Origin of the sequence: Candidatus Accumulibacter contiguus (assembly GCF_012940005.1) — a bacterium.
GTDB lineage: Bacteria > Pseudomonadota > Gammaproteobacteria > Burkholderiales > Rhodocyclaceae > Accumulibacter > Accumulibacter contiguus.
The window spans coordinates 1-21,882 of record NZ_SPMX01000082.1 but is presented as its reverse complement, the minus strand read 5'-3'; the positions used below and the strand labels follow the sequence as shown (position 1 = coordinate 21,882).

General features: G+C 62.4%; 21 protein-coding genes and 1 pseudogene. 9 read left to right on the top strand and 13 right to left on the bottom strand.

The features are described 5' to 3' along the window. Nucleotides 1-287: 287 nt before the first annotated feature. Both E4Q08_RS21290 and E4Q08_RS21285 read right to left on the bottom strand, forming a co-directional pair. A complete protein-coding gene (locus tag E4Q08_RS21290) occupies nucleotides 288-602 on the bottom strand; it encodes a helix-turn-helix domain-containing protein (protein WP_034924323.1) in 315 nt (104 codons plus the stop codon). Continuing rightward, a complete protein-coding gene (locus E4Q08_RS21285) occupies nucleotides 599-937 on the bottom strand; it encodes a type II toxin-antitoxin system RelE/ParE family toxin (protein WP_034924326.1) in 339 nt (112 codons plus the stop codon). The genes E4Q08_RS21290 and E4Q08_RS21285 overlap by 4 nt, the downstream gene beginning before the upstream one ends. 229 nt (nucleotides 938-1,166) lie before the next feature. On the opposite strand from E4Q08_RS21285, the gene E4Q08_RS25135 reads away from it, so the two are divergent. The 6 genes from E4Q08_RS25135 (at nucleotide 1,167) to E4Q08_RS26275 (ending at nucleotide 5,622) form a co-directional block, all read left to right on the top strand. After that, on the top strand, nucleotides 1,167-1,406 hold the full coding sequence (locus E4Q08_RS25135) for a PIN domain-containing protein (protein WP_248595061.1): 240 nt from the start codon (nucleotides 1,167-1,169) through the stop codon (nucleotides 1,404-1,406). 66 nt (nucleotides 1,407-1,472) lie between these two features. Continuing rightward, nucleotides 1,473-1,646, top strand: a complete 174-nt coding sequence (locus E4Q08_RS25130) for a PIN domain-containing protein (protein ID WP_248595060.1) — start codon at nucleotides 1,473-1,475, stop codon at nucleotides 1,644-1,646. Next, nucleotides 1,639-1,845, top strand: a complete 207-nt coding sequence (locus E4Q08_RS21275; RefSeq protein WP_034924332.1) for a hypothetical protein — start codon at nucleotides 1,639-1,641, stop codon at nucleotides 1,843-1,845. Before E4Q08_RS25130 ends, E4Q08_RS21275 begins: the two co-directional genes overlap by 8 nt. A gap of 88 nt (nucleotides 1,846-1,933) precedes the next feature. After that, entirely contained in the window at nucleotides 1,934-2,788 is an 855-nt protein-coding gene (locus tag E4Q08_RS21270) for an REP-associated tyrosine transposase (RefSeq protein ID WP_169071847.1), read from the top strand. 367 nt (nucleotides 2,789-3,155) lie between these two features. After that, nucleotides 3,156-5,174 carry a methyl-accepting chemotaxis protein gene (locus tag E4Q08_RS21265; protein ID WP_169071846.1) on the top strand — a complete coding sequence of 673 codons (2,019 nt, stop codon included), beginning with the start codon at nucleotides 3,156-3,158 and terminating at the stop codon, nucleotides 5,172-5,174. A 91-nt stretch (nucleotides 5,175-5,265) separates the two neighbouring features. Then, entirely contained in the window at nucleotides 5,266-5,622 is a 357-nt protein-coding gene (locus E4Q08_RS26275) for a hypothetical protein (protein WP_211203520.1), read from the top strand. Nucleotides 5,623-5,748: 126 nt separating this feature from the next. On the opposite strand, the gene E4Q08_RS25120 is transcribed toward E4Q08_RS26275, so the two are convergent. Next, nucleotides 5,749-6,036 carry a DUF6399 domain-containing protein gene (locus tag E4Q08_RS25120; RefSeq protein ID WP_248595059.1) on the bottom strand — a complete coding sequence of 96 codons (288 nt, stop codon included), beginning with the start codon at nucleotides 6,034-6,036 and terminating at the stop codon, nucleotides 5,749-5,751. Between E4Q08_RS25120 and E4Q08_RS21255 the strand changes: the two genes are divergently transcribed. Further along, the gene (locus E4Q08_RS21255; protein WP_169071845.1) at nucleotides 5,931-6,224 is read left to right on the top strand and encodes a hypothetical protein; all 294 of its coding nucleotides are present in this window, start codon (nucleotides 5,931-5,933) and stop codon (nucleotides 6,222-6,224) included. The genes E4Q08_RS25120 and E4Q08_RS21255 overlap by 106 nt on opposite strands. Before the next feature lie 518 nt (nucleotides 6,225-6,742). Further along, nucleotides 6,743-7,000, top strand: a pseudogene (locus tag E4Q08_RS21250) (DUF29 family protein); the annotation flags it as partial. 693 nt (nucleotides 7,001-7,693) lie between these two features. Here the strand turns inward: E4Q08_RS21250 and E4Q08_RS21245 are convergent. From E4Q08_RS21245 to E4Q08_RS21215, 7 genes are all read right to left on the bottom strand, one after another. Further along, on the bottom strand, nucleotides 7,694-8,173 hold the full coding sequence (locus tag E4Q08_RS21245) for an OsmC family protein (RefSeq protein ID WP_169071844.1): 480 nt from the start codon (nucleotides 8,171-8,173) through the stop codon (nucleotides 7,694-7,696). A gap of 118 nt (nucleotides 8,174-8,291) precedes the next feature. Then, on the bottom strand, nucleotides 8,292-9,476 hold the full coding sequence (locus E4Q08_RS21240; RefSeq protein WP_169071843.1) for an acyl-CoA dehydrogenase: 1,185 nt from the start codon (nucleotides 9,474-9,476) through the stop codon (nucleotides 8,292-8,294). Nucleotides 9,477-9,594: 118 nt separating this feature from the next. After that, nucleotides 9,595-11,088, bottom strand: a complete 1,494-nt coding sequence (locus E4Q08_RS21235) for a complex I subunit 4 family protein (protein WP_169071842.1) — start codon at nucleotides 11,086-11,088, stop codon at nucleotides 9,595-9,597. Further along, on the bottom strand, nucleotides 11,081-12,580 hold the full coding sequence (locus tag E4Q08_RS21230) for a complex I subunit 4 family protein (RefSeq protein WP_034916547.1): 1,500 nt from the start codon (nucleotides 12,578-12,580) through the stop codon (nucleotides 11,081-11,083). The genes E4Q08_RS21235 and E4Q08_RS21230 overlap by 8 nt, the downstream gene beginning before the upstream one ends. After that, a complete protein-coding gene (locus E4Q08_RS21225; protein ID WP_248595057.1) occupies nucleotides 12,577-14,127 on the bottom strand; it encodes a proton-conducting transporter transmembrane domain-containing protein in 1,551 nt (516 codons plus the stop codon). Before E4Q08_RS21225 ends, E4Q08_RS21230 begins: the two co-directional genes overlap by 4 nt. Then, nucleotides 14,124-17,318: a DUF2309 domain-containing protein gene (locus tag E4Q08_RS21220; protein WP_169071841.1), complete on the bottom strand. Its 3,195-nt coding sequence runs from the start codon at nucleotides 17,316-17,318 to the stop codon at nucleotides 14,124-14,126. Before E4Q08_RS21220 ends, E4Q08_RS21225 begins: the two co-directional genes overlap by 4 nt. Beyond that, nucleotides 17,319-18,791: a complex I subunit 4 family protein gene (locus tag E4Q08_RS21215; protein WP_169071840.1), complete on the bottom strand. Its 1,473-nt coding sequence runs from the start codon at nucleotides 18,789-18,791 to the stop codon at nucleotides 17,319-17,321. It lies immediately after the preceding gene. Nucleotides 18,792-18,921: 130 nt separating this feature from the next. Here E4Q08_RS21215 and E4Q08_RS21210 point away from each other — a divergent pair, with 130 nt between their 5' ends. After that, entirely contained in the window at nucleotides 18,922-19,215 is a 294-nt protein-coding gene (locus E4Q08_RS21210) for an acylphosphatase (RefSeq protein WP_169071839.1), read from the top strand. A 76-nt stretch (nucleotides 19,216-19,291) separates the two neighbouring features. Here the strand turns inward: E4Q08_RS21210 and E4Q08_RS21205 are convergent, their stop codons facing one another. From E4Q08_RS21205 to E4Q08_RS25340, 3 genes are all read right to left on the bottom strand, one after another. Then, entirely contained in the window at nucleotides 19,292-21,370 is a 2,079-nt protein-coding gene (locus tag E4Q08_RS21205; RefSeq protein WP_169071838.1) for a pepsin/retropepsin-like aspartic protease family protein, read from the bottom strand. Between the two features lie 136 nt (nucleotides 21,371-21,506). Beyond that, nucleotides 21,507-21,698 (bottom strand): ISAzo13-like element transposase-related protein, encoded by a 192-nt coding sequence (locus E4Q08_RS25345; protein WP_169072068.1) that lies wholly within the window; start codon nucleotides 21,696-21,698, stop codon nucleotides 21,507-21,509. 4 nt (nucleotides 21,699-21,702) lie between these two features. Next, nucleotides 21,703-21,882 (bottom strand): ISAzo13-like element transposase-related protein (locus tag E4Q08_RS25340; RefSeq protein WP_443984461.1); only part of this gene is annotated, 180 nt, incomplete at its 5' end.

The following is a 21,882-nucleotide window of genomic DNA, read 5'->3' as shown; positions in this document are numbered from 1 at the left end:
CATGGAGCAAAATGGGGGTCATGTCTTGGGTTGCGGCTCACCAATGGGGTCAGGTCTCACCAATGGGGTCATCACCAATGGGGTCAGGTCATCACCAATGGGGTCACATCACCAATGGGGTCACACATCACCAATGGGGTCAGGTCTTGCACATCACCAATGGCATCACCAATGGGGTCAGGTCTTGCAATCCGGCATTTTCCGGGCTAGACCGCAACCTATGGCAAAACCACCACGCATTGAGCTTGCTGGTGGTTTGTACCTTTTGATCCGCTACGGCCAGAAGTTCAGACCACGGCCAGTCGCTCAACGGTATCCGGGAACTTCTCGACCAAGCGAATCAGCAGCACAGCCTGAGCGTTCGGTTTGGCCCGACCCTGCTCCCAGTTTTCCAGTGTCCGGGGATTCGTGCGCAGGTAGCCGGCAAACACCGGGCGCGAAAGATGCAGGCGCTCGCGCAACATGACCAGCTCCTCAGCCGTCACCTCCGGCACGGGTTGAACCCCGACCTTGTGCGTGCGTAGCGTCTGCTTGTCAGCGCGCTCGTTCGCCAAGGCACCAAAGCCCTCGGCAATCTCGGCAAACAGGTTTCGCTTCTTCATCGTCTGGCCTCCAGTTCAGCTTTCAACATTCCCTTGAGCGCCTTTTTCTCATCGGCGTTCAAGTTCTCCATTTCATCCTTGTCGTACAGGGTGAAGAGCCAGAATTGCCGGCCACTATCCCACCAGTAGTAAATCACTCGTAGTCCACCCCGCTTTCCTTTGCCACGGCGAGAATCGCCATGACGCAACTTGCGCAGCCCGCCCGTCCCTTCGATCACATCGCCGGCTTCCGGGTTCTTCAGCATGTACTGTTGCAACCTGCGAAACTCTTCATCGTCCAGGTAGTCGGCACGATATTTGGCAAACGCCGGCAATTCGGCAAAAATAGCTTGCATGGAGAAAATATACGCAAGTTGCGGATGTTTTGCAAGGTCCAGCGAGCAAAAGCATCTTGGGGGGTCACATCTTGGGGGGTCACACATCTTGGGGGTCAGGTCTTGTAATCCAGCAATTTAAAGCCATAAACTTCATCCTATGGCAAGATCACTACGTAGAAAACGGGGTCATGTCTTTCTTTTTCCAGAAAGAATGGGGGACACGGTTTTCTGAACGAGGGTTAAGTTCATGAAGCGCAGGATATACGTTGAAACCTCCGTCATCAGCTATTTGACGGCTCGCCCCAGCAAGAACGTAATTGAAGCTGGCCATCAGCAGAGCACTTACCTCTTCTGGGATCGCCGTAGCGAATTCGATCTGGTCGTGTCAGAACTTGTTGTCACTGAATGCGGCGCTGGAGATGCCTCTGCGGCGAGCAAACGGCTTGACGCGCTGTTGACCATACCGCTGCTAGACATTACTGCGTAAAGTGTTGAGCTGGCGAAGGGGCTGGTTGTTGCGGGAATCGTTCCGGTCAGGGCGGCTGAGGATGCCATGCATATTTCGATTGCCACAGTTCATTTCGTGGATTATTTGCTGACATGGAATTGTCGGCATATTGCCAACCCGGAGATCCAGGCGCGAATTGCCGAGCATTTTCAGCGGCTGGGCTTGTTCCTGCCTTTCATTTGCACACCTGACGAGCTCTTGGGAGACGACAATGACTGATAGCATCATTCACGAAGTACGTGCGATTCGCGAGCAGCACGCCGCCAGCTTGGATTTCGATCTCGACCGCATTTTTGCCGATCTACAGGCACGTCAGAACAAACACGCCGCCGAGGGGTGGACGATCATTCCGGCTCCTGCCGGACCGCCACCCGAGTCTAACTTGGCATTGCAGCGGACTCGCTTCGCTCGCCGTTGAATTTGTTGTTAAGGTCTTGCAATTAGGGTCACGCACGCAATTAGGGTCAGGTCTTGAATCCAGCAATGTAAAGCCTAAACTTCATCCTATGGCAAGACCCCTGCGCATCGAGCTTGCCGGTGGTGTGTACCACGTCACCTCGCGTGGCGACCGCCGGGAGGCCATTTACCGGAGCGACGAAGATCGCGCAGGGTGGCTGGCTGTCCTCGGACAGGCCTGCGCACGCTTCAATTGGCGTTGTCATGCCTGGTGCCAGATGACCAACCATTTCCATATGGTGTTGGAGACGCCCGACGCCAACCTCTCGCAAGGGATGCGGCAGTTGAACGGTGTCTATACGCAGCAGTTCAACCGCCGCCATGCGCTGGTCGGGCACCTGTTTCAGGGGCGCTTCAAGGCAATTCTGGTCGAACGTGAAACCTACCTGCTGGAACTCGCGCGCTACGTTGTACTCAACCCAGTCAGGGCGGGCATGGTGGCGCGGCCGGACGACTGGTCATGGAGCAGTTACCGCGCGATGGTCGCAGCGGCACCGACACCGGAATGGCTGGAGACCGATTGGCTCCTGGGCCAGTTCGGCGACGAGCGCGCTCAGGCGCAGGCCGGCTACGCAGCCTTCGTCGTCGAGGGAATCGGACAACCGAGCATCTGGAAGGGGCTTCGCCACCAGATCCTTCTCGGTAGCGAGCGCTTTGTCGAGCAACGCTTTGGTGCCTGGAAGCCCATGGACAAGTTGCGCGAGGTGCCCCGCGCGCAGCGGCGGGTGCTGGCCAAGCCGCTCACCGAGTTCGCTGCGGCGTACCCGCTGCGCCGCGAGGCCATGGCGCGTGCTTTTCTGACCGGAGCGTATTCCATGCAGGAGATCGCGGAGCATTTCCGAGTACACTACTCGACGGTCAGCCGGGCGGTAAGTTGGCTCGATGGAGGCGGAAATTCTGCCTAGCCGCGTCAACGGTTCTTGTTGATGATCAAGTGCCCGACTTGGCCCCAAGACAGCGGAGCATTGATTCGTTGATTCGGCAAACCTTGATCCCGCACTTGGGGTATGACCCCGCACTTGCGTGTTTCGGGTTCTCAAGCTCGGCATTGGAGTGAATTAATCATCGGTTCCCTAAGGAGCGAAGTTCAAAGTTGGATGTTCGACACCCGTTGGGGCTCTCCTTAGAAGGTCCAACCCACATTGGTAACAACGGCTTACAAATAATCTGCCCCGCTTTTCTTATCCCGATCTCGATCTGAGGTTAAACTGGTTTCCTCGTACCGGATCCCGCCTTCAGGGCAAGACAAACGAAACGAGAGGTAGCCGCGCGATGATCCAAACCCAGTCAATCCGCTTTCGCATCGCCGCCATGGTGTCGCTCGCCATCGTGCTGTCGCTGGGCGGCTTCGCCCTGTTCCTCAACGCCGAGATTCGCGACATCAACGAACGCGACGAGACCGAGCAGCTCCGGAAGACGAACATGATGGTGCTCGACATGATCGGGCAAACCGACTCGATCCTTCGCGGGCAGGCTGAAAGCTGGGCACACGCTTTCTCGACTGCGCTCGCCGGCCGTTACACGCTCGAAGGCGGAGACGACCCGGTTCTCAAGCTCAATGGTGTCGCGCTCAACGGCAGCATTGGCGAGGTTGATACCTTCAGTCTGCGGACCAAGGGCAACGTCGCGACCGTCTTTGCGAAGAAAGGCGACGACTTCGTACGCGTTACGACCTCCGTGAAGAAGGAAGACGGCTCGCGAGCCGTCGGCACGCTGCTCGGCAAGGAACACCCGGCCTACGTGCTGGTGCGTGAAGGCAAGTCCTTCACCGGCAAGGCCACCCTGTTCGGGCGCGACTTCATGACCAAGTACGACCCGATCCGCGACGCGGCCGGCCAGGTGATCGGCCTGCATTTCGTCGGCATCGACATCGTCGAATCGATTGCGCGCATGAAGGAGACCATAAAGAAGATCAAGCTCGGCACAACCGGTTACGCTTATGTGCTCGACGCTACTCCCGGGCCGAAGGCCGGCACCCTTATCGTCCATCCGGCGTCGGAAGGCAAGAACATCATCGAAGCCAAGGACAACGAAGGCCGCCCGTTCATCCGCGAGATCGTCGAGAAAAGAAACGGCACCATCATCTACCCGTGGATGAACAAGGAGGCCGGCGAAACCCGCCCGCGCAACAAGATTGTCATTTACAACGACTACAAGGACTGGAACTGGATCGTCGCCTCGGGCAGCTATACCGAGGAAATCTTCAGCCTCGCCGACCGCGCACGCAACCTGACGATCGCCGCCACCTTCGTGCTGACGATCGCGCTCCTGGCGATTCTGACCTTCTACCTGAACCGCATCGTGATCCTGCCCCTGATCGGACTGGTGGGTAGCTCGCAGCGCATTGCGAACGGCGACCTGACGGTCCGCCTCGATACCGGCCGGGGCGACGAAATCGGCGCCGTGATGCGTGCGATGCACGAGATGGCCGAAAAGCTCGGAACGATCATCGGTGGCGTCCGTTCCGCATCCGACACCATCGGTGATGCGGCCCGACAGATGTCGGTAGCGACGAGCCAGGTGAGCACGGCCACCGAGGCACAGGCGCAGGCCTCGGCGGCCTCGGCGGCGGCCCTCGAAGAAGTCACGGTGAGCATCAACGAGGTATCGACGCTGGCCGGCGAAACCGAGGCCAGCTCGCAGAAGACCTCCCGCCTGACCGAGGAGAGCGTGGCCGCAATTCACGCCGCGGTCGACGAGATCGAGTCGATGGCCGGCGCGATCAGCGCGTCGTCGGAGCAGGTCGCCGGACTCGTCAAGCGATCGGAAGATGTCGGGGGGATCGCTGGCGTGATTCGCGAGATCGCCGACCAGACCAACCTGCTGGCGCTCAACGCGGCCATCGAGGCGGCTCGTGCCGGTGAGCAGGGCCGCGGCTTCGCGGTGGTTGCCGACGAGGTGCGCAAGCTGGCCGAGCGCACGGCCAAGGCAACGCATGAAATCGCCCAGATGATCGGGCAGATTCAGGACGAGACCCGCCAAACCGTCTCCGGCATGGAGGCAGTCGCACCAAAGATCCAGCACGGGCTTGCCAAGGTGAGCGCCGTGTCGGACATGCTCGACACGATCTCATCCGAGGCCACAGACTCCCGGACGCGCGCGCTGGAAGTGGCGAACGCGACCCGCGAACAGGCCGTGGCCGCCAACGAGGTGGCCAAGAACGTCGAGCACGTCGCGCAGATGACCGAGGAGACGAACGCAACGATGCGCGCCAACGTCGCGAACGCCGCGCGGCTGCAACAGATGGCGCAGGAACTCCGCCAGCAGGTCGCCTACTTCAAGGTGGCCTGATCCGGCTGCTCAGGTCGGAGGCAGCTTCTTCTGCAGGAAAGTCGCCGTGCCGGCGGCCGGGTCGAGTGTATAGGGCCGGAAACCCGCGCGCTTGTACACCTTCATCGCCACCGCATTGCCGGTAAGGACGCTCCAGCGTCAGCTTGCAGCAGCCCCGGTGGCGCGCCTCGACCTCGGCAAAGGCCAGCAGCGCCTGCCCGATGCCGACCCCGCGCAGGCCCTTGCGGGGGTCGAATTGGGGTCACCCATTAGCCGGCCCCTGTCAATAGGGTTGCCCGTCACGATGGCGGCGGGCACCAACCGCGGTTGGCTCGCGGCAGAGGCGAACTGGTCAAGCCTTTTGCCTTTTCAAAACCTTTGTTCTCGCGATCATTTCTCCTGCGTCCAGGGCGGGCTGCGCGTTTTGCAGCCCGGCGTAGCGCACCCTGGATGCCCGACGGTGATTTAGGCGGGTGTCAGGGGGCAAAGCCGCGCACTTCGGCTTGGCCACCTTACAGACCCTGCTGAAAGCTGGCTACCGAATGGGGGCCTTGATCGTCGTTCCGGCTCCCCCCCCGCTACGCCGCCACCTGCATCAGATAGGGCTGCTTGGGCGGTCGAGGTCGTCGGCGCGCCGGATATGATAGTTGTGTACGACGGTGAGCGCTGCGAGCTTGCGGTCGCTCAGGCGATGGCGACCCTGGTGATGTAGGGCCAGTTGGCCATTGCGGCCCTCTACCCCGGAGCTGCTGCGCTGAACTGCAGGGGGATGCTGAAGTGCGCCGCCCACACCAGTTGATGCAGCCAGCGCACGCCCTCTGGGGTCTCCACCCACGCCGCCAAGACCGCTGGGGCCGCGCCGACCGCAAGCGGTTTGCACCATTCCTGCAAGGTATTGCGGGCCAGGCCGAGGTCGGCGGCCACCTGCCGTTGCGGCTGTCCCGCCGCCACGCGCGCCGTGGCCGTCCCAAGCTGCTCCGCCCGCTCCAGGCGCGAGCGGCGCTTCACGACCCACCGACCATCGACGGCCGTGCAGCGCGCAGTGGCACCGGCCTCGTGTCTCAGCTATAGTCAATCCCGGCAGGACCTTCGAGCATCTTCCTTCTCCCTCGGTGAGTTTGCACTTCCAAGGGTACGAGATTTCGAGGGTCCTGCCACTCCTTTCTCCACGCTCAGCACTCGGCCTTGGCCGGAATGATGATCAAGACCCGAATGGATAGCGGTATCCGTAATAGAATGCGGGCTGGCAGAGAAAAAGCACGTTCATGAAAAAAAAAATCTAATCCATATTCTCAACCACTCGAACTACTACTTCAGTGCTTGAATCAACTTCACCCTGAAGAAATTCAGAAGCGCTTTGCACCAAACGGTGAGGGTTTGTTCTTACAAGAAGTTGTCGATGTTTCAAGATTATCAACTACCGAAGATCTGTTGGATTCTTTTGGAGTGGATATGACATGCCCAAATCACCCAAAACCTGAAACTGAGGAGTGGTGGATGATTTTTTCAATGGCACCCTGTATGTAAACAGTTAATCTCTGGCGTAGAGCTTAGAAAGAGTATCAAGAAACTGTTCCCGTCCTGAATGCAGATCTCTTCTGCACACAATTGGCGAGTTGCGGGATCAGGTCTTGAAAGAACACAAGTGGCAGCACCAACCCGAGCGCCGAGGCGCCAGTTGGGAAGTGACGATCAGCAGTCGGCGACAGAGAATGATCCGTCGCCTGAACAAGACACCGAGTCTGCGTGGCTGCCTCGACGACCCGGACTGGTGGACCGATGCCTGCAATCTGGTCAGTGCCGAGACGGGAATTGGAATGGACAAGTTCCCCCGCCATTGCCCTTGAGCGATCACAACGGAAGGAAGTCCTCGACGCCATCGGTCTTTCCTTCCCGCTCAAGGCCAAAGCCGACAAGCTCGCCGCGTGGGCAGGCGCCGCTTTCGCGGCATCGGCTATTTGGTTATCAAAAATCGATGCTTGCAGCATAATTGCGCTTGCTGGCTGGAGGAAGATCCGTCAGACAGCACCCTGCTCGTGTGGCGCAGCAACTTCCAGGCCGGAATCGGTGAGCTGTCGTATGCGTGCAGCCGGCGCTCTTCCGTGGAGGAGGCCTTGCGTGTCCATGGCCAGCCGGGAATCTTCAACAACGATCAGGCTCGCAGTTCACCAGCGAAGCCTTCACCAGCGTGCTCAAGCTTGGCGGCGCGGGGGAGAAGCCAGGGCCCAGCCACTCGGATAGCATATGGTTAAAAGCCATCAACTATATGATTTGTTGTGACTTATCTTGCAGTCGATTGCCTTTCTGTAGGCCGTCTCGCCTCCCGGACCATTCGGTCATGCTAGGGCAGACAAGGTTTGGACTACCGAGGAATCTGCCAAGTGTATGAAAAACTAGCATAAACAGCGCCTTAGCGTATGCATTCCGAGTGGCGAGGCCCTGGGGGCGAGGCGAGACCTCGGGCAGGGGGCCTGTTGAATTCCATAGCCAACGGAAACCCAGCGCAGCGCTGGTACTCTGCTCTCTGCAGCGGCCCCACGTCAATCCTGCGCAGCGCCGAACACCGGCTCGCAACGGACCTCGGTCTTGACCGAGTTGGCGATGAAACACTCCTCGTGCGCCTGGCGGTGCATTTCCGCCACCTCGGTAGCCGTCGGCAGGTGGTCGCCCGAAAAGGCGACCTCGGGTCGCAGCGTGACGAGGGTCATCGCCAGCTTGCCATCGCTGTTTTTCGCCATGACGCCGAGCGGGTTGTCGGCGTAGCGATCGATGCAGAACCTGCGCCGGGCAGCGATCGACAGAAACCACAGCAGGTGGCAACTGGCCAGCGAGGCGACAAAAGCCTCTTCGGGATCGACCGCGGCCGGGTCGGACATCGGCACCGGCACGACGTGCGGCGACGACGAGGCAGGGATGTCGACACCCCCGTCGAAGCGCAGCAGGTGCTTGCGGCTATAACGGTTACCGAGAAAATCCTGCTCGCCGCGGAGCCAGAGAATTTGTGCACCATATTGGGTCATGGCTAAGGATAGGAGATCCAACGCCACTCCCGCAAGGTACGGTGGCATTTTCGAGCAAGGCGATCCATTCGGCGGTGCTGCGCAATACCGTGATTTGCCGACGACATCGCCAGCGGCTTCAGAAAGCGGCGATGCCGGTTTGCGCCCGGCCGAGGATCAACGCGTGTACATCATGGGTGCCTTCGTAGGTATTGACCACTTCGAGGTTCACCAGGTGCCGGATGATGCCGTACTCGTCCGAGATGCCGTTGCCGCCGAGCATGTCGCGCGCCATGCGAGCGATGTCGAGTGCCTTGCCGCAGGAGTTGCGCTTCATGATCGAGGTGATCTCGGGTGTCGCCGTACCTTCGTCCTTCATCCGCCCGAGGCGCAGGCAACCCTGCAGAGCCAGCGTGATTTCGCTCTGCATGTCGGCGAGTTTCTTCTGGACCAACTGCTTGGCGGCCAGCGGGCGGCCGAACTGCTTGCGATCGAGCGTGTACTGGCGCGCCGTGTGCCAGCAGAACTCGGCGGCGCCGAGGGCACCCCAGGCGATGCCGTAGCGTGCCGAATCGAGGCAGGTGAACGGTCCCTTGAGCCCCCGCACTTCTGGAAAAGCGTTCTCCGCCGGTACGAAGACCTCGTCCATCACGATCTCGCCGGTAATCGACGTGCGCAGACCGACCTTGCCATGGATGGGCGGCGTCGACAGGCCCGGCATTCCTTTCTCGAGGACGAAGCCGCGAATTGCGCCGGCGTCATCCTTGGCCCAGACGATGAACACGTCAGCAATCGGCGAGTTGGTGATCCAGGTCTTGTTGCCCGAGATCCGGTAGCCGCCGTCCACCGCACGCGCCCGGGTCTCCATGCTGCCCGGGTCGGAGCCGTGGTTGGGCTCGGTCAGTCCGAAGCAGCCGATCGATTCGCCGCGTGCCAGCCGGGGAAGGTACTTCTGCTTCTGCTGCTCGGTCCCGAAGGTATGGATCGGCAGCATCACCAGCGAAGACTGCACGCTCATCATCGAGCGAAAACCCGAATCGATACGCTCGACCTCGCGCGCGATGAGGCCGTAGCTCACATAGTTGAGCCCGGCACCGCCGTACTCGGGCGGAATCGTCGCGCCAAGCAGTCCCATCTCGCCCATTTCCAGATAAATCGCCGGATCGGTTTGTTCGAGGCGAAAGGATTCGAGAACGCGCGGCAACAATCTACCCTGGCAGTAGTCGCGCGCTGCGTCGCGCAACAGGCGTTCTTCTTCGCTCAGTTGCGCTTCGAGCAACAAGGGGTCTTGCCAGCAGAATTTCACTTTCGATGCATTTGCCATGGTCTGTCCTTTTGCCGTTCGCTACGTCCTGGTCTGCGACATGCCCAATCTTGCTGAGGTTATGGGAAAAAGACAAGACATGCGCGCAGATGCGCAGCTCTCGCCGAGTTGCTGCACGCTACAGCCCGGCGAGAGCTGCCACCCAGGCTTCGGCGCTCGGCCGCAGCAGTTCGAGGATCGGCAGCGGATAGACGCCGACTGTCAGAATCAACAGGGCCGGCAAGAGCAGCAAGGCCAGCTCGCGCGGCAGCAGGTCTTCGGCGGTGGCGAGGTCGGGATTACGCAAGGGGCCGAGAAAGGCCTGCCGGAAGGGCGACAGAAAGGCTGCGGCAGCGAGCACCATGGCGAACAGCGCTGCGAGGCCGGCACCGGTATGGCTGTGCAGCGTTTCGACGATGATCAGCAGTTCACCGGGGAAGCCGCTGGTTCCCGGCAGTCCGATGCCGGCCAGTCCGAAGAGCAGGAAGAAACCGGACAGGAGCGGCAGGCGGTGGATCACGCCACCGAGCTGGCTGATGTCGGTCGAGTCGGTACGGCGCTGCAGGAAAGCGAGGACCAGAAAGCCACCACCGGCGGCGACGCTGAAGTTGAGCAGTTGCAATAGCGCTCCCTGCAGCGCCGAAACCGAGAACGATGCCAGTCCCAGCACGACCAGCCCGACATGCGACACGCTTGCGTACGCCAGCATGGCACGCAGATTGCTCTGCGCCAGCGCCGCGACGCTGCCGTAGAGGATGGCCACGGTACCAAAACCGGCGAGCAGCCAGTGCAGCTCGCGCGCCGCGAGCGGCGCCAGCGGAATGGCGAAGCGGATCAGCCCGTAGGCGCCGAGTTTGAGCCCGACCAGCACGGCCGTCACCGCCGCCGGCGCACCCATCGCCAGTGCGGGCAGCCAGGTGTGCAGCGGTAGCAGTGGCACCTTGACGCCGAAACCGGCGAGCAGCAGCAGGAACACCAGATACTGGGTTCGCTCCGGCAGCGCTGTCGCCAGCAGCGTTGGCAGATCGAAGCGCAGCGCTCCGCTCAGTTCGGCATGCCCGAAAGCCAGCGCCAGGAGGCCAAACAGCAGCGGCACGCCGCCGGCGAGCATGACCAGGAAATAGCGCACGGCAGCCGCCTGGCGGCCGGCGCCCAAGCCCCACAGGCTGACCAGGAAATACAGCGGCAGCAGTGTGAACTCCCAGAAGCAGAAGAACAGGATGCTGTCGAGCGCGCAGAAGACGCCGAGGGTGGCCGCTTCGAGCAGGAGCAGCAGGGCGAAGTACACGCCAGGGAGCGCAGCCGGCGCATGCTGCCGCCAGCCGGCGACGACCGAACCGCAGAAGAGCAGCGCCGTCGCCGGCAGAAAGAGCAGCGAGAGGCCATCGACGCCGAGCAGGTAGTTGATATTGACTCCCGGGATCCAGGTCGCCGAATCCAGCAACTGGAAGTCGGGGTCCTGGTCATCGAAGACGGCGACGATCAGCAGCGAGCAGAACAGCGTCAGCATGGCAGTGCCGAGCGCGACCCACTGCGCCCATGATTTGCGCCGCCACAGCGCCGTCAACAGCGCGCCAAGCAGCGGCAGCGACAGCAGCGTACTCAGTAGCGGCCAGGACGCCAGTTCAACCATGGTGGAAATAGGCCGACAGCGCCTGCGTTGCCGTATCGGTCAACTGCAGCCAGGGCTCAGGATAGAAACCGGCGGCCAGCAGCACCAGCAGTGTGGCGCCGCCAACGAAATACTCCATCCGGCCGGTGCGGGCGATGCGGGCTGCCGGTAGATCCCTGGGCCGCGGTGCGAGAAAGGCGCGCTGGAAAGCCCATAGCAGGAAACCGGCCGCAGCGACGTTGCCGAGCGCCGTGGCGACCGTCGGCAAGGCGCCAAAGGTCTCGATCGACGCTTCCAGAACCAGGTGCACGGCGTCAAAACCGGGTGTCCCGGGCATGCCGAGCAGCGCCAGGCCGCCGATCAGGAAAGCAACGGCGATGAAGGGAACGCGGTCGAAGAGACCGCCGAGCTGATCGAGATTGGTGGTGCCGGTACGGCGGTATACGTAACCGACCATCAACAGCATCACCGTAATCGCCAGGCCGAAGTTGACGGCCAGCAGCAGTGCGCCCTGCAGGCCGGCCGGATGCAGCGTAAACAGGCCAATCACGATCAGACTGGTATGGCTGACGACCGCAAAAGCCATCAGCCGGCGCAGATTGGCCTGCCGGAAAGCCATGCTCGCGGCGAAGAAGACGCCGACCATGGCGAAGGCCACGACATAGGGCTGCCAGATCATCACCGCTTCGGCGGTCAGTGGCAACAGGAAGCGCGCCATGCCGTAGATGCCGACCTTGACCCCGAGCAGCAGCACCGGGCCCACGGCAATCAGGCCGTAGCCGGCCGAGTTGGGAAGCCAGCCGTGCAGGGGAAACAACGGGGTGCGTACCGCCAAACCATAAAACAGCAGGTAGAAGGCTGCCGATTGGTATTTGCCGATCTGTGGCGTTTCCAGCAATTCGAAGAGGTCGAAGCTCCAGTGGCTGCCAAGGACGTCGGCGTGGCTCCAGACCAGAACGATGGATCCGGCCATGAACAGGCACCAGCCGAAGAGCTGATACTGCAGGAAGCGGGACAGGGCCAGGTTCTCCTCTCTGGCCGAAGCCCAGCGCCAGAGCAGGTAGCCGACCAGCGCCAGTTGTACCGCCGAAGCGCCGGCAAACCACAGCAGGTTCATCGTCGTGAGCATGGTCATCTGTGACGACTCGATCAGCAACAGCACGCTCAGGAGCTGCACCGGCGAGATCTGCTGGCGGGCCATGCCATAGAAAGACAGCAGCACGCCGAGTAGCGCCGTGAGCAGGATGAACAGCACGCTCACCCCGTCGGCTGCAGCATGGTAAGCGAATACATCGACGCGTTCGGCGAACTGCAGGATGCTGGTCGACACCTCAATGCGGGCGTACAGGTCAATCGCCACGACCAGTTCGGCGACCGCGAAGATACGGCCGAGGACCAGCGCCAGGTCGGCCTCGCGCATGATCAGCAGCAGCAGGGCTGCCGCCAGTGGCAAACATTGCAGCGTCGCCAGCGGCGGGTAGCCGGCCTGCGCCGCCCAGAGAATTTCACTCACAGGATCACCACGAAAGTCGCCATCACCATCAACATCAGATAGCGTGGTTGTTCGAGCAGCGACTCGATGGCATCCGCGTAGTGTGCGGCGCGTTGCAGCGACTTCTCCATCGCCCCATCGCCGCTGAACAGCAGGGTGCTTTCCAGGCCTTGCATGCGGTCCGCGAAGTTGAACAGCGCGCGACCAGCCAGGCCATGGCCACGAATCAGTTCGTCGGCGGCGTCACCAGTGGCAAAGTGTTCATCGTCACGGGGCGCGCCGACGAGCGGGTCGATGAAACGCTCGTCGAGCGCCCGCACGTCCCGGCCGAGAGCCAGAGTAGGGCGCGTCAGCAGGCTGTTGGCCAGCGGCTCGATCCAGAAGCGCTGCAATGCCGCCGTGTACCACCAAGCTTGTGTGGCCAGCCAGCGCGGCACCGGCGGCGCCGGCCGACGTGCCAGATGCATGTACGCCGGTGCGAGCAGAAACTGATATGCGCGCCAAGCGGCATGCAGGCCCGCGTGGCAGGCGGCCAGCCAGAACAGTCCGAGACCGCAGCAGCCGACCATCAGACCGACCTGCGTCACGGTCGAGAAAACCAGCGCCGACTTGACATCGCTCTGCACCAGCGCACAGAGGCCGCCGTACACGGCGGTCGCCAGACCGACGACCGCCAGCAGCGCCAGCAGGTCGGGCACCTGCTCGAGCAGACCCTGCAGGCGGCAGAGCAGATAGACGCCGGCGTGTACCATCAGTGAACCGTAGAAAATCGCCGAAGACGGCGTCGGGCCTTCGAGTGCACGCGCGATCCATGGCGTAAATGGCAATTGCGCCGACTTCACCAGCGCCGCCAGTACGAAACCGAACGCCAGCAGGCGCGCCGTGACCATGGACATACTGCCATCTCCGGCCAGCCCGGCCCACTCGAGGCTGCCTGCCGACCACGTCGCGAGAGCGATTCCGAGCATGAAACCGGCATCACCAACGCGATTGCAGAGGAAAACCAACAAGGCGTTGCCGGTCGCGACCGGTCGTTCCCAGGCGTATGCGATGAGCAGCCAGGAACTGAAACCGGCGAGTTCCCAGCCGACGAAGGTCAGCACCGCGTTGCCGGCCAGGACGATCAGCAGCATGCCGGCAAGGAACAGGCCGATGCCGAGGAAGAAGCGCGGGAAACCAGGCTCCCGGTGCAGATAGGTCGCCGAAAAACGGATCGCAATCCAGACGATCAGGGTGACCAGCGTCGCTGCCGGCAGGCTGTAGGCGTCGGCCACGAAGGACAGGCGAACCGCTACTGTGCCGATACGCAGCCATTCGCCAAACACCAGTTGCTCCGGCAGGGCGCCAGCGATGGCCAGCAGATCGAAGAGCAGCAGCAGCAGTAGCGCGCAGAGAGCGGCCGTGCTGGCGATGGCGGCGGTCAGCGGTTCGTCTGCATCGCCCGCGCCGCGGCGCAAGAGCAAAAGAATGGCGAGCAGCGCTGCTGACAGCAGCGGCAACAGCGGCACCAGCCAGAACAGGTGGATGGCCAGTGCCAGCATGTCGAACAGCCCGCCGGGTGCGCTCATGCGGTCACCACCGGGCGCCGCAGCAAGGCCGGCGGCAAGGGTTTGCGCTGGCCGGCGAACCAGTCGGACGAACTCTCGGCCTCGGGCACGTCCGGCGCCGGCTGGCCCGTTGCCTGGGGAGTCCAGGGTTGCCAGCCGGTCGCCGGCGCGAACAGATGGATGGCTCCCGTCTGCGGGTGTTTGGCGGCAAGAACGATCCAGTCCTTGCCGATCAATTCCTGCAGGGGGGGTTGTCGCTGGTAGATCGCATTGATGATTTCCAGCGTCTGTTCGACGATCACCAGCAGTCGCATCGGTTCATGGATCTCGACCATCTGCAGCGGCAGGCCGGTTCGCAGGTCGGAACTGGCCCCCTGCATGATTCCGAACAAGCCGGTCAGGTTGTGCATGATTTTGCTGCCACAGCCATAGCCTTCGTTATTGACGGTCGAAAAGTAATATTCCAGGTTGATTCCGGCGCCGACCGGGCCAGCCGCCAGCAGGGTCGCTTCGAGTACGTGCCCATCGGCATCCGGCAGCGGATCGTAGGAAATCAGGAACACCCGTCGATCGAAAAACGCCCCGCGGCTCATCGTGCGGCGGCCGACGAAAGCCGCCGCAACGGTGGCATGCCCGAGTTCGGGCCGCGCCTGGCCGATGTCCTGGCGCCGGTTTGCCAGATGTGCCTGCGCCTGTTGTGGCGAGGGGTCGAGCGGCGCCGATGCGAAACGACGGCAGCGCTCGACGGCATGGTGACGCGCCGCTTCCTGACAGTCACGGCGCAGTGCGGCAAAAGCCTCACGATGACTGGCTGGCAATTGCTCGAGGTCGTACCAGACGTAGCTCTCGTCACAGGTGTTGTGCTCGGCGCCGATGAAGTGCGTCGTCTCCGGGATGACGATTCCCTGCCGCGCGAGGCTGAGGCGCAGCGCCGGCCGGTTGGCCATCGCCGCAAACACGCGCGCATTCGGTCCGCCGTGGCGGCCGGAACAGGCACCGCAATCGTAAGCGGCGAGATGCGGGTTGTTGCGGCTGTCCGAACCGTGGCCGACGATCAGTATCAGCGGCGCGAAATGCTTCGTCAAACCAATGCTGCGCAGGAAAGTGCCGACGCGGGTCAGCTGCTCCTCTTCGCTGAAGCCGAGTCGTGGCGCGTCGCTGCTGGCGGCCCGTTGCGCTTCGCCGGGCTCGGCGGTCAATTCCAGTGTGCCTGGCAACGGCTTGTCGAAGCGGTCGCGAGTTCGCTCAAGCAGTGACCCGAGACGTCCCGGCGCCAGCGTCCGCGCCAGTAGCGCGAGCAATGCCCAGGGCGCGGCGGCGGTGCTCAGCAGCGCAGCCTGCAGCCAGCCACGCCGGCTGCCCTGATGCAAGCGTTCGCGCCACGCCAGGCGCAGCTGGCGACGCTGCTGATGCCGCCGGTACGCTGCCTCGGCGCCGGGCGGCACGGTCTCGCGCACGCTATTCGCCGGGCGTACGACGATCGGGCACAGAGCCGTCGGGAGCTCGTCGTCGAGGCCCTGCCAGAGCATCGGGGTGCCGAAGAAACCGGCTGCACCGAAGGTCTCAAAAGCCGGGTTGACTTCTTCGAGGTGGCGGCGACTGCCTTCTTCGCGATCATCCATGCAGAAAACCCACTGCGCCTGGGCTTTGCCGGCCAGCGCCGGTGTGCGGCCATGATTGGCGAGCAAGGCTGCAAAGATCTGTTGCCGATAGTGGTGTTCGTAGGCCAGCAGCCAGATCAGGCCGCGCTGGTCGCCAGTCAGGGAATCGGCGCAGCCAAGCAGGGCATCCACCCCGGCTCGGCCAAGCTCGCGCAGCTCGCGACCAGTCCGCCCCAGTCTTTGTGCCAGGACGAACAGCGGCCAGGCGGCCAGTGCTTCCGTGTCGGTCGCCGCGGCGTTGCGCGCTTCCACCAGGCGGTGGGCGAAATGCGGCCAGTCGCCATGCGCAGCCTCAGCCGTCAGATGCGGCCGTAGCTGGTCGAGCAAGTCGTCCGGCAACTGGCGACTGCCGGCCGCGTGCCTGACCGCCAGCTCGGCCGGGTGATTGATGAAGTAGCCACCCAGTTCGTTGAGCCGCAGGCCCCAGACACGGCGCAGCAACTGTTCGGCATAGAGGCGTTCGAGCACCACGCGCACGGCAAGAAAATCAGTCAGGCTGACCGGCGGATCACCGGCTGCGGCGTGCGCTTCATGCCAGTGGCACATGCCTGCCCAGCCCGCTAATTCCATCGCCAGTCGCTGCAGATAGGCGCTGCAGCGCGAATCATCGACATCCAACAAGTGCATTTCGTTGGCGATCACCTGCAGTGGATCGTCGGCGAGTTGCTCGATGTCATGGCGTGCGCCGGCGAATTCGTCGAGTTCCCAAGCCCAGTCGCTGCCGGCGCTCCGTCGCCACGCCACAAAAAAACCCTGTGCTCGTGCCGGGTTTCTCCAGGCGGCCAGGCCATGATCAAGATGTGCCGCGAGATGGCGAATCAGGGATGCCTGCAGCGCAAGTCGGATATCCTCACCCGTCAAATGGGCGAGCAATGCGCCCAGCGTCCATTCGTCGCCGAGACGGTCGAGCAGTTCTTGCCAAATCGTCACGGCAGCGGTCGCCGAGGGCTCGGCGCAAGCGACGGCGGGCCGGGCAGTCGGCCCGCGCAAGGCGCAAGCCGCTGCCCAGAGGTCGGCGACGGCTGCGGCCTCATCGTGGCCGTCCGCAGCGGCGGCGTGCAGCAGTCGCTGCCGCATGAGCGGGTCGAGATCCGCTTGCAGGCGCTCGCACGCCGATTTTTCCTCGATTTGCCAGCGCAGACGGGGCGGTGAAATGCTCCCCGGCGGCTGCAGCAGTGCTGCCTGCAGGATCTCGCCGCGACGTAAGCCGGGCAGCGCATCGCCGAGCAGCAACTCGTCGGCCCGGGTTTCGGGCGATTGCCGCAAGGCGGCGGCGAGATCGTCCGCGTTCACCCGCCCTTCCCGGAACAACTTCCGGTAGCGGCCCTCGTCGAGCCAGGGACGTGCGCCGGTCAGGCGGTTGGCCGCACTGAGCGCTTCGGCGAACGGCAGATGCTGGAAGGCATGCAGGGTGTTGTGATGAACGAAATCGCGCAAGGGGGCCTGCGCCGGCAGCAGGTGCGCAAGCTGCTGCACGCTGGCCTGCACGCTTTGCAGGCTGGGTGCGGTGGCGATTTTCGCAGGTGCTGATGACGGAACGCGCGAACTCATTCAAACTCCAAAGGCTTTGGCCAGCTGGCTCAGCGAAGTGGCCATCAGGCGTAGCAGTGGTGCCGGATGGACGCCAATGCAGACGATGCCGCTGCTCAGCAGCCAGGCAGCCGCGCATTCCACACGATTGAGATCGGCGAAATCCGCTACCCTTGCCGAAGCAGCACTGGCAGGCCGCTCGGGTCCGGTCGACAGGCAGCGAATCGCGCGCAGCGCGTAGGCGGCGGAAATCAGCACGGCGATCGACAGCAGGAGCAGCCAGCCACCCCAGCGGCGATAAGCGCCAATCAGTACCTGCAGTTCGGCGATGAAGCCGGCGCTGCCGGGCAGGCCGACCGAGGCCAGCAGCGTGAACACGATAAACACGGCGAAGCGCGGTGCGCTGCGATTGAGCGAACCGTAAGTCGCCAGATCACGGCTGTGCGTGCGCTCGTAGAGCAGCCCGATGAGCAGGAACAGCAACCCGGCCGTCAGTCCATGCGCGACCATCTGGGTCAGTGCACCGCTGAGTCCCGCCGGGTTGAGCGCGGCGATGCCAAGCAGGACGACCCCCATATGCGAGATCGACGAGTAGGCGATCATTGCTTTCAGGTCGGTCTGCCGCCAGGCCAGCACCGCGCCGTAGACCAGACTGATCAGCGCCAGCAGCGCCAGCCAGTCCTGCAGCGCCAGCGCTGCTGCCGGCAAGGTGGCAGCCGCACGGATCAGCCCGTAGGCGCCCATTTTCAGCAGGATCCCGGAGAGCAGGATCGAAATCGGACTCGGCGCCTCTACATGTGCCAGTGGCAACCAGCCATGCAGCGGGACGATCGGCATCTTGACACCGAAACCGAGCAGCAGCCCGAGAAAGACCAGCACCTGCGTACGCACCGGCAATTGCGCACCACCGGCGGCCATGTCGACCATCGCGAAACTATGGCCGGGGGCGACATCGTAGAGTAACAGCAGGGCGATCAGCATGAACACCGATCCCCCCAGCGTATACAGGACAAAATTGAGTGCTGCCCGGTGCCGGTTGACCCCTCCCAGGCGATCGATCAGGAAGAACAGCGGGATCAGGGTCAGTTCCCAGCAGACGTAGAACAGCGACCAGTCGCGAGCCGTAAATACGATCAGCAGCGAGGTTTCAAGGACCAGCAGCAGCGAAAAATACAGTTTGGCGCCGCTGCGGATGCCGGTCGATGTGAAGATCGCGACGAAACAGAGCACCGTAGCCAGCAAGACCATCGGCAGCGAGATGCCGTCCACGCCGAGCGCGAATTGTGAGCCGACGCGCGGATTCCACGGCCGGGTTTCAAAAAACTGGATATCTGCGCTGGTGGGATCGAAGTCGAGCAGCAACAGACCGGCACAGAACATCGTCGCGGCAGCGATGACGCTCGCCAGATGGCGCAGCAGATCGACGCGGCGGCTGGGCAGCAGCGACAAGCCTGCGGCGCCAATGAGCGGCAGCAGCAACAGCGTCTTCAGCATCTTCGGATAAAAGCCCCGGACAGCGAAACAGCACCCCTTGATCTTCTTCTTTTCATGGACGACGATTATGCCAGTAATGGCTGTGGTCGCATCACCCCAGTCCCCAGTTTCCGCATTCTGGAGTCGAAAAATGGGTCAGACAATCTGCCGAAATCTGCGTATTCATGGCCGGGTTCAGGGCGTCGGCTACCGCTGGTCGTTATGCGCAGAGGCCGAACGGCTTGGCCTCTCCGGCTGGGTCCGTAACCGAAGCGACGGCAGCGTCGAAGCCCTGGTCAGCGGTCCGGTCGAGGCGCTTGACGCGCTGCTGCTCTGGGCACAGCACGGGCCCTCGATGGCCAGGGTCGACCGCGTTCTCTGCAACGAGGGCAATGCTGCCCAAATCGGTGCGACGAACGGGTTCCGGCAGATTGCCACGCGCTGAGTGCTTTTCTGCGGACAGCGCTACCTCGGCTTCGCTCAGCCGTCGTGCGGGTTTGCCGAGGTAGGCGCCGTGTGGCTTACCGCTTCGACGCCGGCAAGGACGCCGTCCATCGGCGCAAGGCGCAGGTCGATCGTGAAGCGTGTCCGGCCCGATTGTGGTGTGCCCAGGATCCGGCCAACAGGCAAAGAAGCATGGGTACGCTGATCAGCGTCGCCGTGCCCGGCTCAGGAATGGGCGTGAGGCTAGCGGCGGCAGAGAACATGGGCGCACTCGGGTTGGTCTGATCAATGTCCCAATAAGCCAGCCGACCCAGCACATCGCTGCCCAGCACGTTGTCGTCAAATGGATTGTCGGCAGAGTTCAAGGCGATGCCTACCGGGACCGTGAAGCTCGGGAAGCTCGGGTCGCTGAACAGGTCGAGCTGGAGTTGGGCCATGCCCACTTCCATCGTGCCAAAGTTCGTCTCGACCTGTGCCGTCGGCAGTGTGCCTGGATTCAATCCCAGCAGCGAAGCCAGTTGGGAAGAAATGATCGTGTTTGAAAAGCCGCTCTTGAGAATGAAAGGGATGCTGGATTGCGTAGAGAAAGCGCTGCGGATATCGACGCCCAGCCGGAAGCCGCCGTCGATAGCCTCCTCGCCCTGCGGCACGGGGTGGCGAAAGGGCGTGACTTCCTCGGATTTGGTGCCTTTGGGACGGCCATCGGGATTGGTGGCTACCGGGCCGGAAAAGGCCAGGAAACTGGCGATGGCGTTGGCCGTTGCCACGCCGCCCGTAGCCCCCTGACCCTTGGCCACGAAAAAGTAGTAGCCATCCAGTCGCCCGCTGCTGTCGAAGTTGGCTTCCAGATAGCCGCTGCCCAAGGTGGCTTGTCGCCCGGGCGGGAGAGTTCCCACGCTGGCCGTGGTGGGCAGGGGGGGCGAGCTCGCTGCCTGACCACCAGGGGTGACGGGCGCACTGCTGAAGCCGATGCCGGCGCCGGCCGGGATGCTTGCTCCGGTGGTGGTCGGTGATACTCCGTTAATCCCGCGTTCGGTTCCTGGAGTTCCTCCGCTGACGCCCAACTGGGTTCCGACCGCGGCAGTCACTTTCAACTCGGAACTGGTCGAGCCGCCGTCAATCAGGGTCTTGATGGTGATATCTTTGCCCGCAGTGTCCTTGGCCTTCAGGTCGATGAAGGGACGCGTATCCCCTGCGGTAGGTGGTGCGGCCAGGGGCACGACGAACACGTCGGCCGCGGCACTTCCCGCTTGCAGCATGCCGACGCCAAGCAACAGCCATCTGCCAGAGGCTTTGCCCGAGTTGCGTACGAGTAGTCCATTGATTCGGCCACGGCAGGAGAAACCTACAACGCACGCCAGGCCGACCAGCACAAGAACCAGGCCTCCCGGTTCGGGAACTGCGGCGGCGACGCGAACCTGTGCCCATTCGTCGCCAGTCGCTTGATAGTCCATGCCGCTGGAGTCGCCAGAGAAGAAAACCGTGGCATGGGTGACGGCGAACGCCTCGAGAGAAACGCCGGCGATCAGCATCGAACTGAACTCGCCCGGCCGGTACTCGTGGTCGAATCCAGTGAGCGGCTGAAAAACCGATAATGGCAGACCACTGGCAGTCAGTTGGTCGATCGGGTACTCGGTGGAACTGATCGTGTAACCCACGTTCTGGAAAGTCACCGTGTATGGGCTGGTATTCTCCAGAGTGATCCGCAGGGTGTCGTTCTGCGGATCGTAGGCGAAGTCGAAGTTGGACTTGGGGACCGGGACGCGGAACGGAGCCGTGGGGAATGACCACGCCTTGGTCAGCACCGTAGGCTTCTTGCCCGTGCCGAAGATGCCGAAGTGCCGCTTCGTCGTCGGCGTAGTGGGAATCGTGTTGGAACCGGCGAAGCGAACGATGGTGTTGTTGAAGCCTGGCTGAAGGCTGGTGCTGCGGGTGGGGTCGGCGAAAGCGTTGGTGATCGAGGTCTGTCCGCCACTGGTAATCTGGGCTGCGACGTCGCCGGCAAGCAGAAACTCAAAATCGGTGGCGGCGCGGGTGTCGGTTTGGTAGTAGTCTTCGTTGATCATCCAATCCGCTGCAATGGCCTGGGCGACCGACAATAGTCCGAGGAAAAAAACGGCCATGCGGCCGAGCAAAGCCTGGAATCTGTGGAACATGTTGAGCTCCTTTACAAGTGTTTCCTCCAAAGTATCTTCTCCGTTTTGGCAGGAGAGGGTGGTGAGTCGCTGAGGCGACTTTCACAGGAAGGGGCACAGTTACCCTTAGGAACGCCCACGAAATAACTTCCCGGTTTTATGCTGTTGAATTTGGCAGGATGGTGTAATTCCATGGGGGCAGTAGTGCATCGGCGACGATGCGCAGGGATGCCTTGAGATCAAGCGCCGCTTTCCGTCCGGTTTCGTAGACGCGATCGATAATATCGACGGTGACCTGAAGTCCAGTTCGAGTCTGGGTACGCTCGATCAGTTGTTTGACCAGAGGCACGCTTTCAAATACGACGCCTTCGCAAGCGCGCGTGACATGGGGGGAAGACGCGGTGCTCAATCGGATTGTGCTTGGAGCAATACGGCGGGAAGTGGGCGATCCGAATTTCCAGCTTGAGCCGATTGGCAAGCGCTTGCAAGTCCTGCTGAAACAACGGCGAGCGTGAGGGGTTGCTGCCACCGCC

Bases quoted from the DNA above. Each gene is read 5' to 3' on its own strand.
- E4Q08_RS21225 (WP_248595057.1), bottom strand. From the start codon at position 14,127: ATGAGCGCACCCGGCGGGCTGTTCGACATGCTGGCACTGGCCATCCAC.
- E4Q08_RS21270 (WP_169071847.1), top strand. From the start codon at position 1,934: ATGGCAAGACCCCTGCGCATCGAGCTTGCCGGTGGTGTGTACCACGTC.
- E4Q08_RS21210 (WP_169071839.1), top strand. From the start codon at position 18,922: ATGGGTCAGACAATCTGCCGAAATCTGCGTATTCATGGCCGGGTTCAG.
- E4Q08_RS21290 (WP_034924323.1), bottom strand. From the start codon at position 602: ATGAAGAAGCGAAACCTGTTTGCCGAGATTGCCGAGGGCTTTGGTGCC.
- E4Q08_RS25135 (WP_248595061.1), top strand. From the start codon at position 1,167: ATGAAGCGCAGGATATACGTTGAAACCTCCGTCATCAGCTATTTGACG.
- E4Q08_RS21245 (WP_169071844.1), bottom strand. From the start codon at position 8,173: ATGACCCAATATGGTGCACAAATTCTCTGGCTCCGCGGCGAGCAGGAT.
- E4Q08_RS21235 (WP_169071842.1), bottom strand. From the start codon at position 11,088: ATGGTTGAACTGGCGTCCTGGCCGCTACTGAGTACGCTGCTGTCGCTG.
- E4Q08_RS21265 (WP_169071846.1), top strand. From the start codon at position 3,156: ATGATCCAAACCCAGTCAATCCGCTTTCGCATCGCCGCCATGGTGTCG.
- E4Q08_RS21220 (WP_169071841.1), bottom strand. From the start codon at position 17,318: ATGAGTTCGCGCGTTCCGTCATCAGCACCTGCGAAAATCGCCACCGCA.
- E4Q08_RS21205 (WP_169071838.1), bottom strand. From the start codon at position 21,370: ATGTTCCACAGATTCCAGGCTTTGCTCGGCCGCATGGCCGTTTTTTTC.
- E4Q08_RS21215 (WP_169071840.1), bottom strand. From the start codon at position 18,791: ATGCTGAAGACGCTGTTGCTGCTGCCGCTCATTGGCGCCGCAGGCTTG.
- E4Q08_RS21285 (WP_034924326.1), bottom strand. From the start codon at position 937: ATGCAAGCTATTTTTGCCGAATTGCCGGCGTTTGCCAAATATCGTGCC.
- E4Q08_RS21240 (WP_169071843.1), bottom strand. From the start codon at position 9,476: ATGGCAAATGCATCGAAAGTGAAATTCTGCTGGCAAGACCCCTTGTTG.
- E4Q08_RS25120 (WP_248595059.1), bottom strand. From the start codon at position 6,036: ATGGTGCAAACCGCTTGCGGTCGGCGCGGCCCCAGCGGTCTTGGCGGC.
- E4Q08_RS25130 (WP_248595060.1), top strand. From the start codon at position 1,473: ATGCATATTTCGATTGCCACAGTTCATTTCGTGGATTATTTGCTGACA.
- E4Q08_RS21275 (WP_034924332.1), top strand. From the start codon at position 1,639: ATGACTGATAGCATCATTCACGAAGTACGTGCGATTCGCGAGCAGCAC.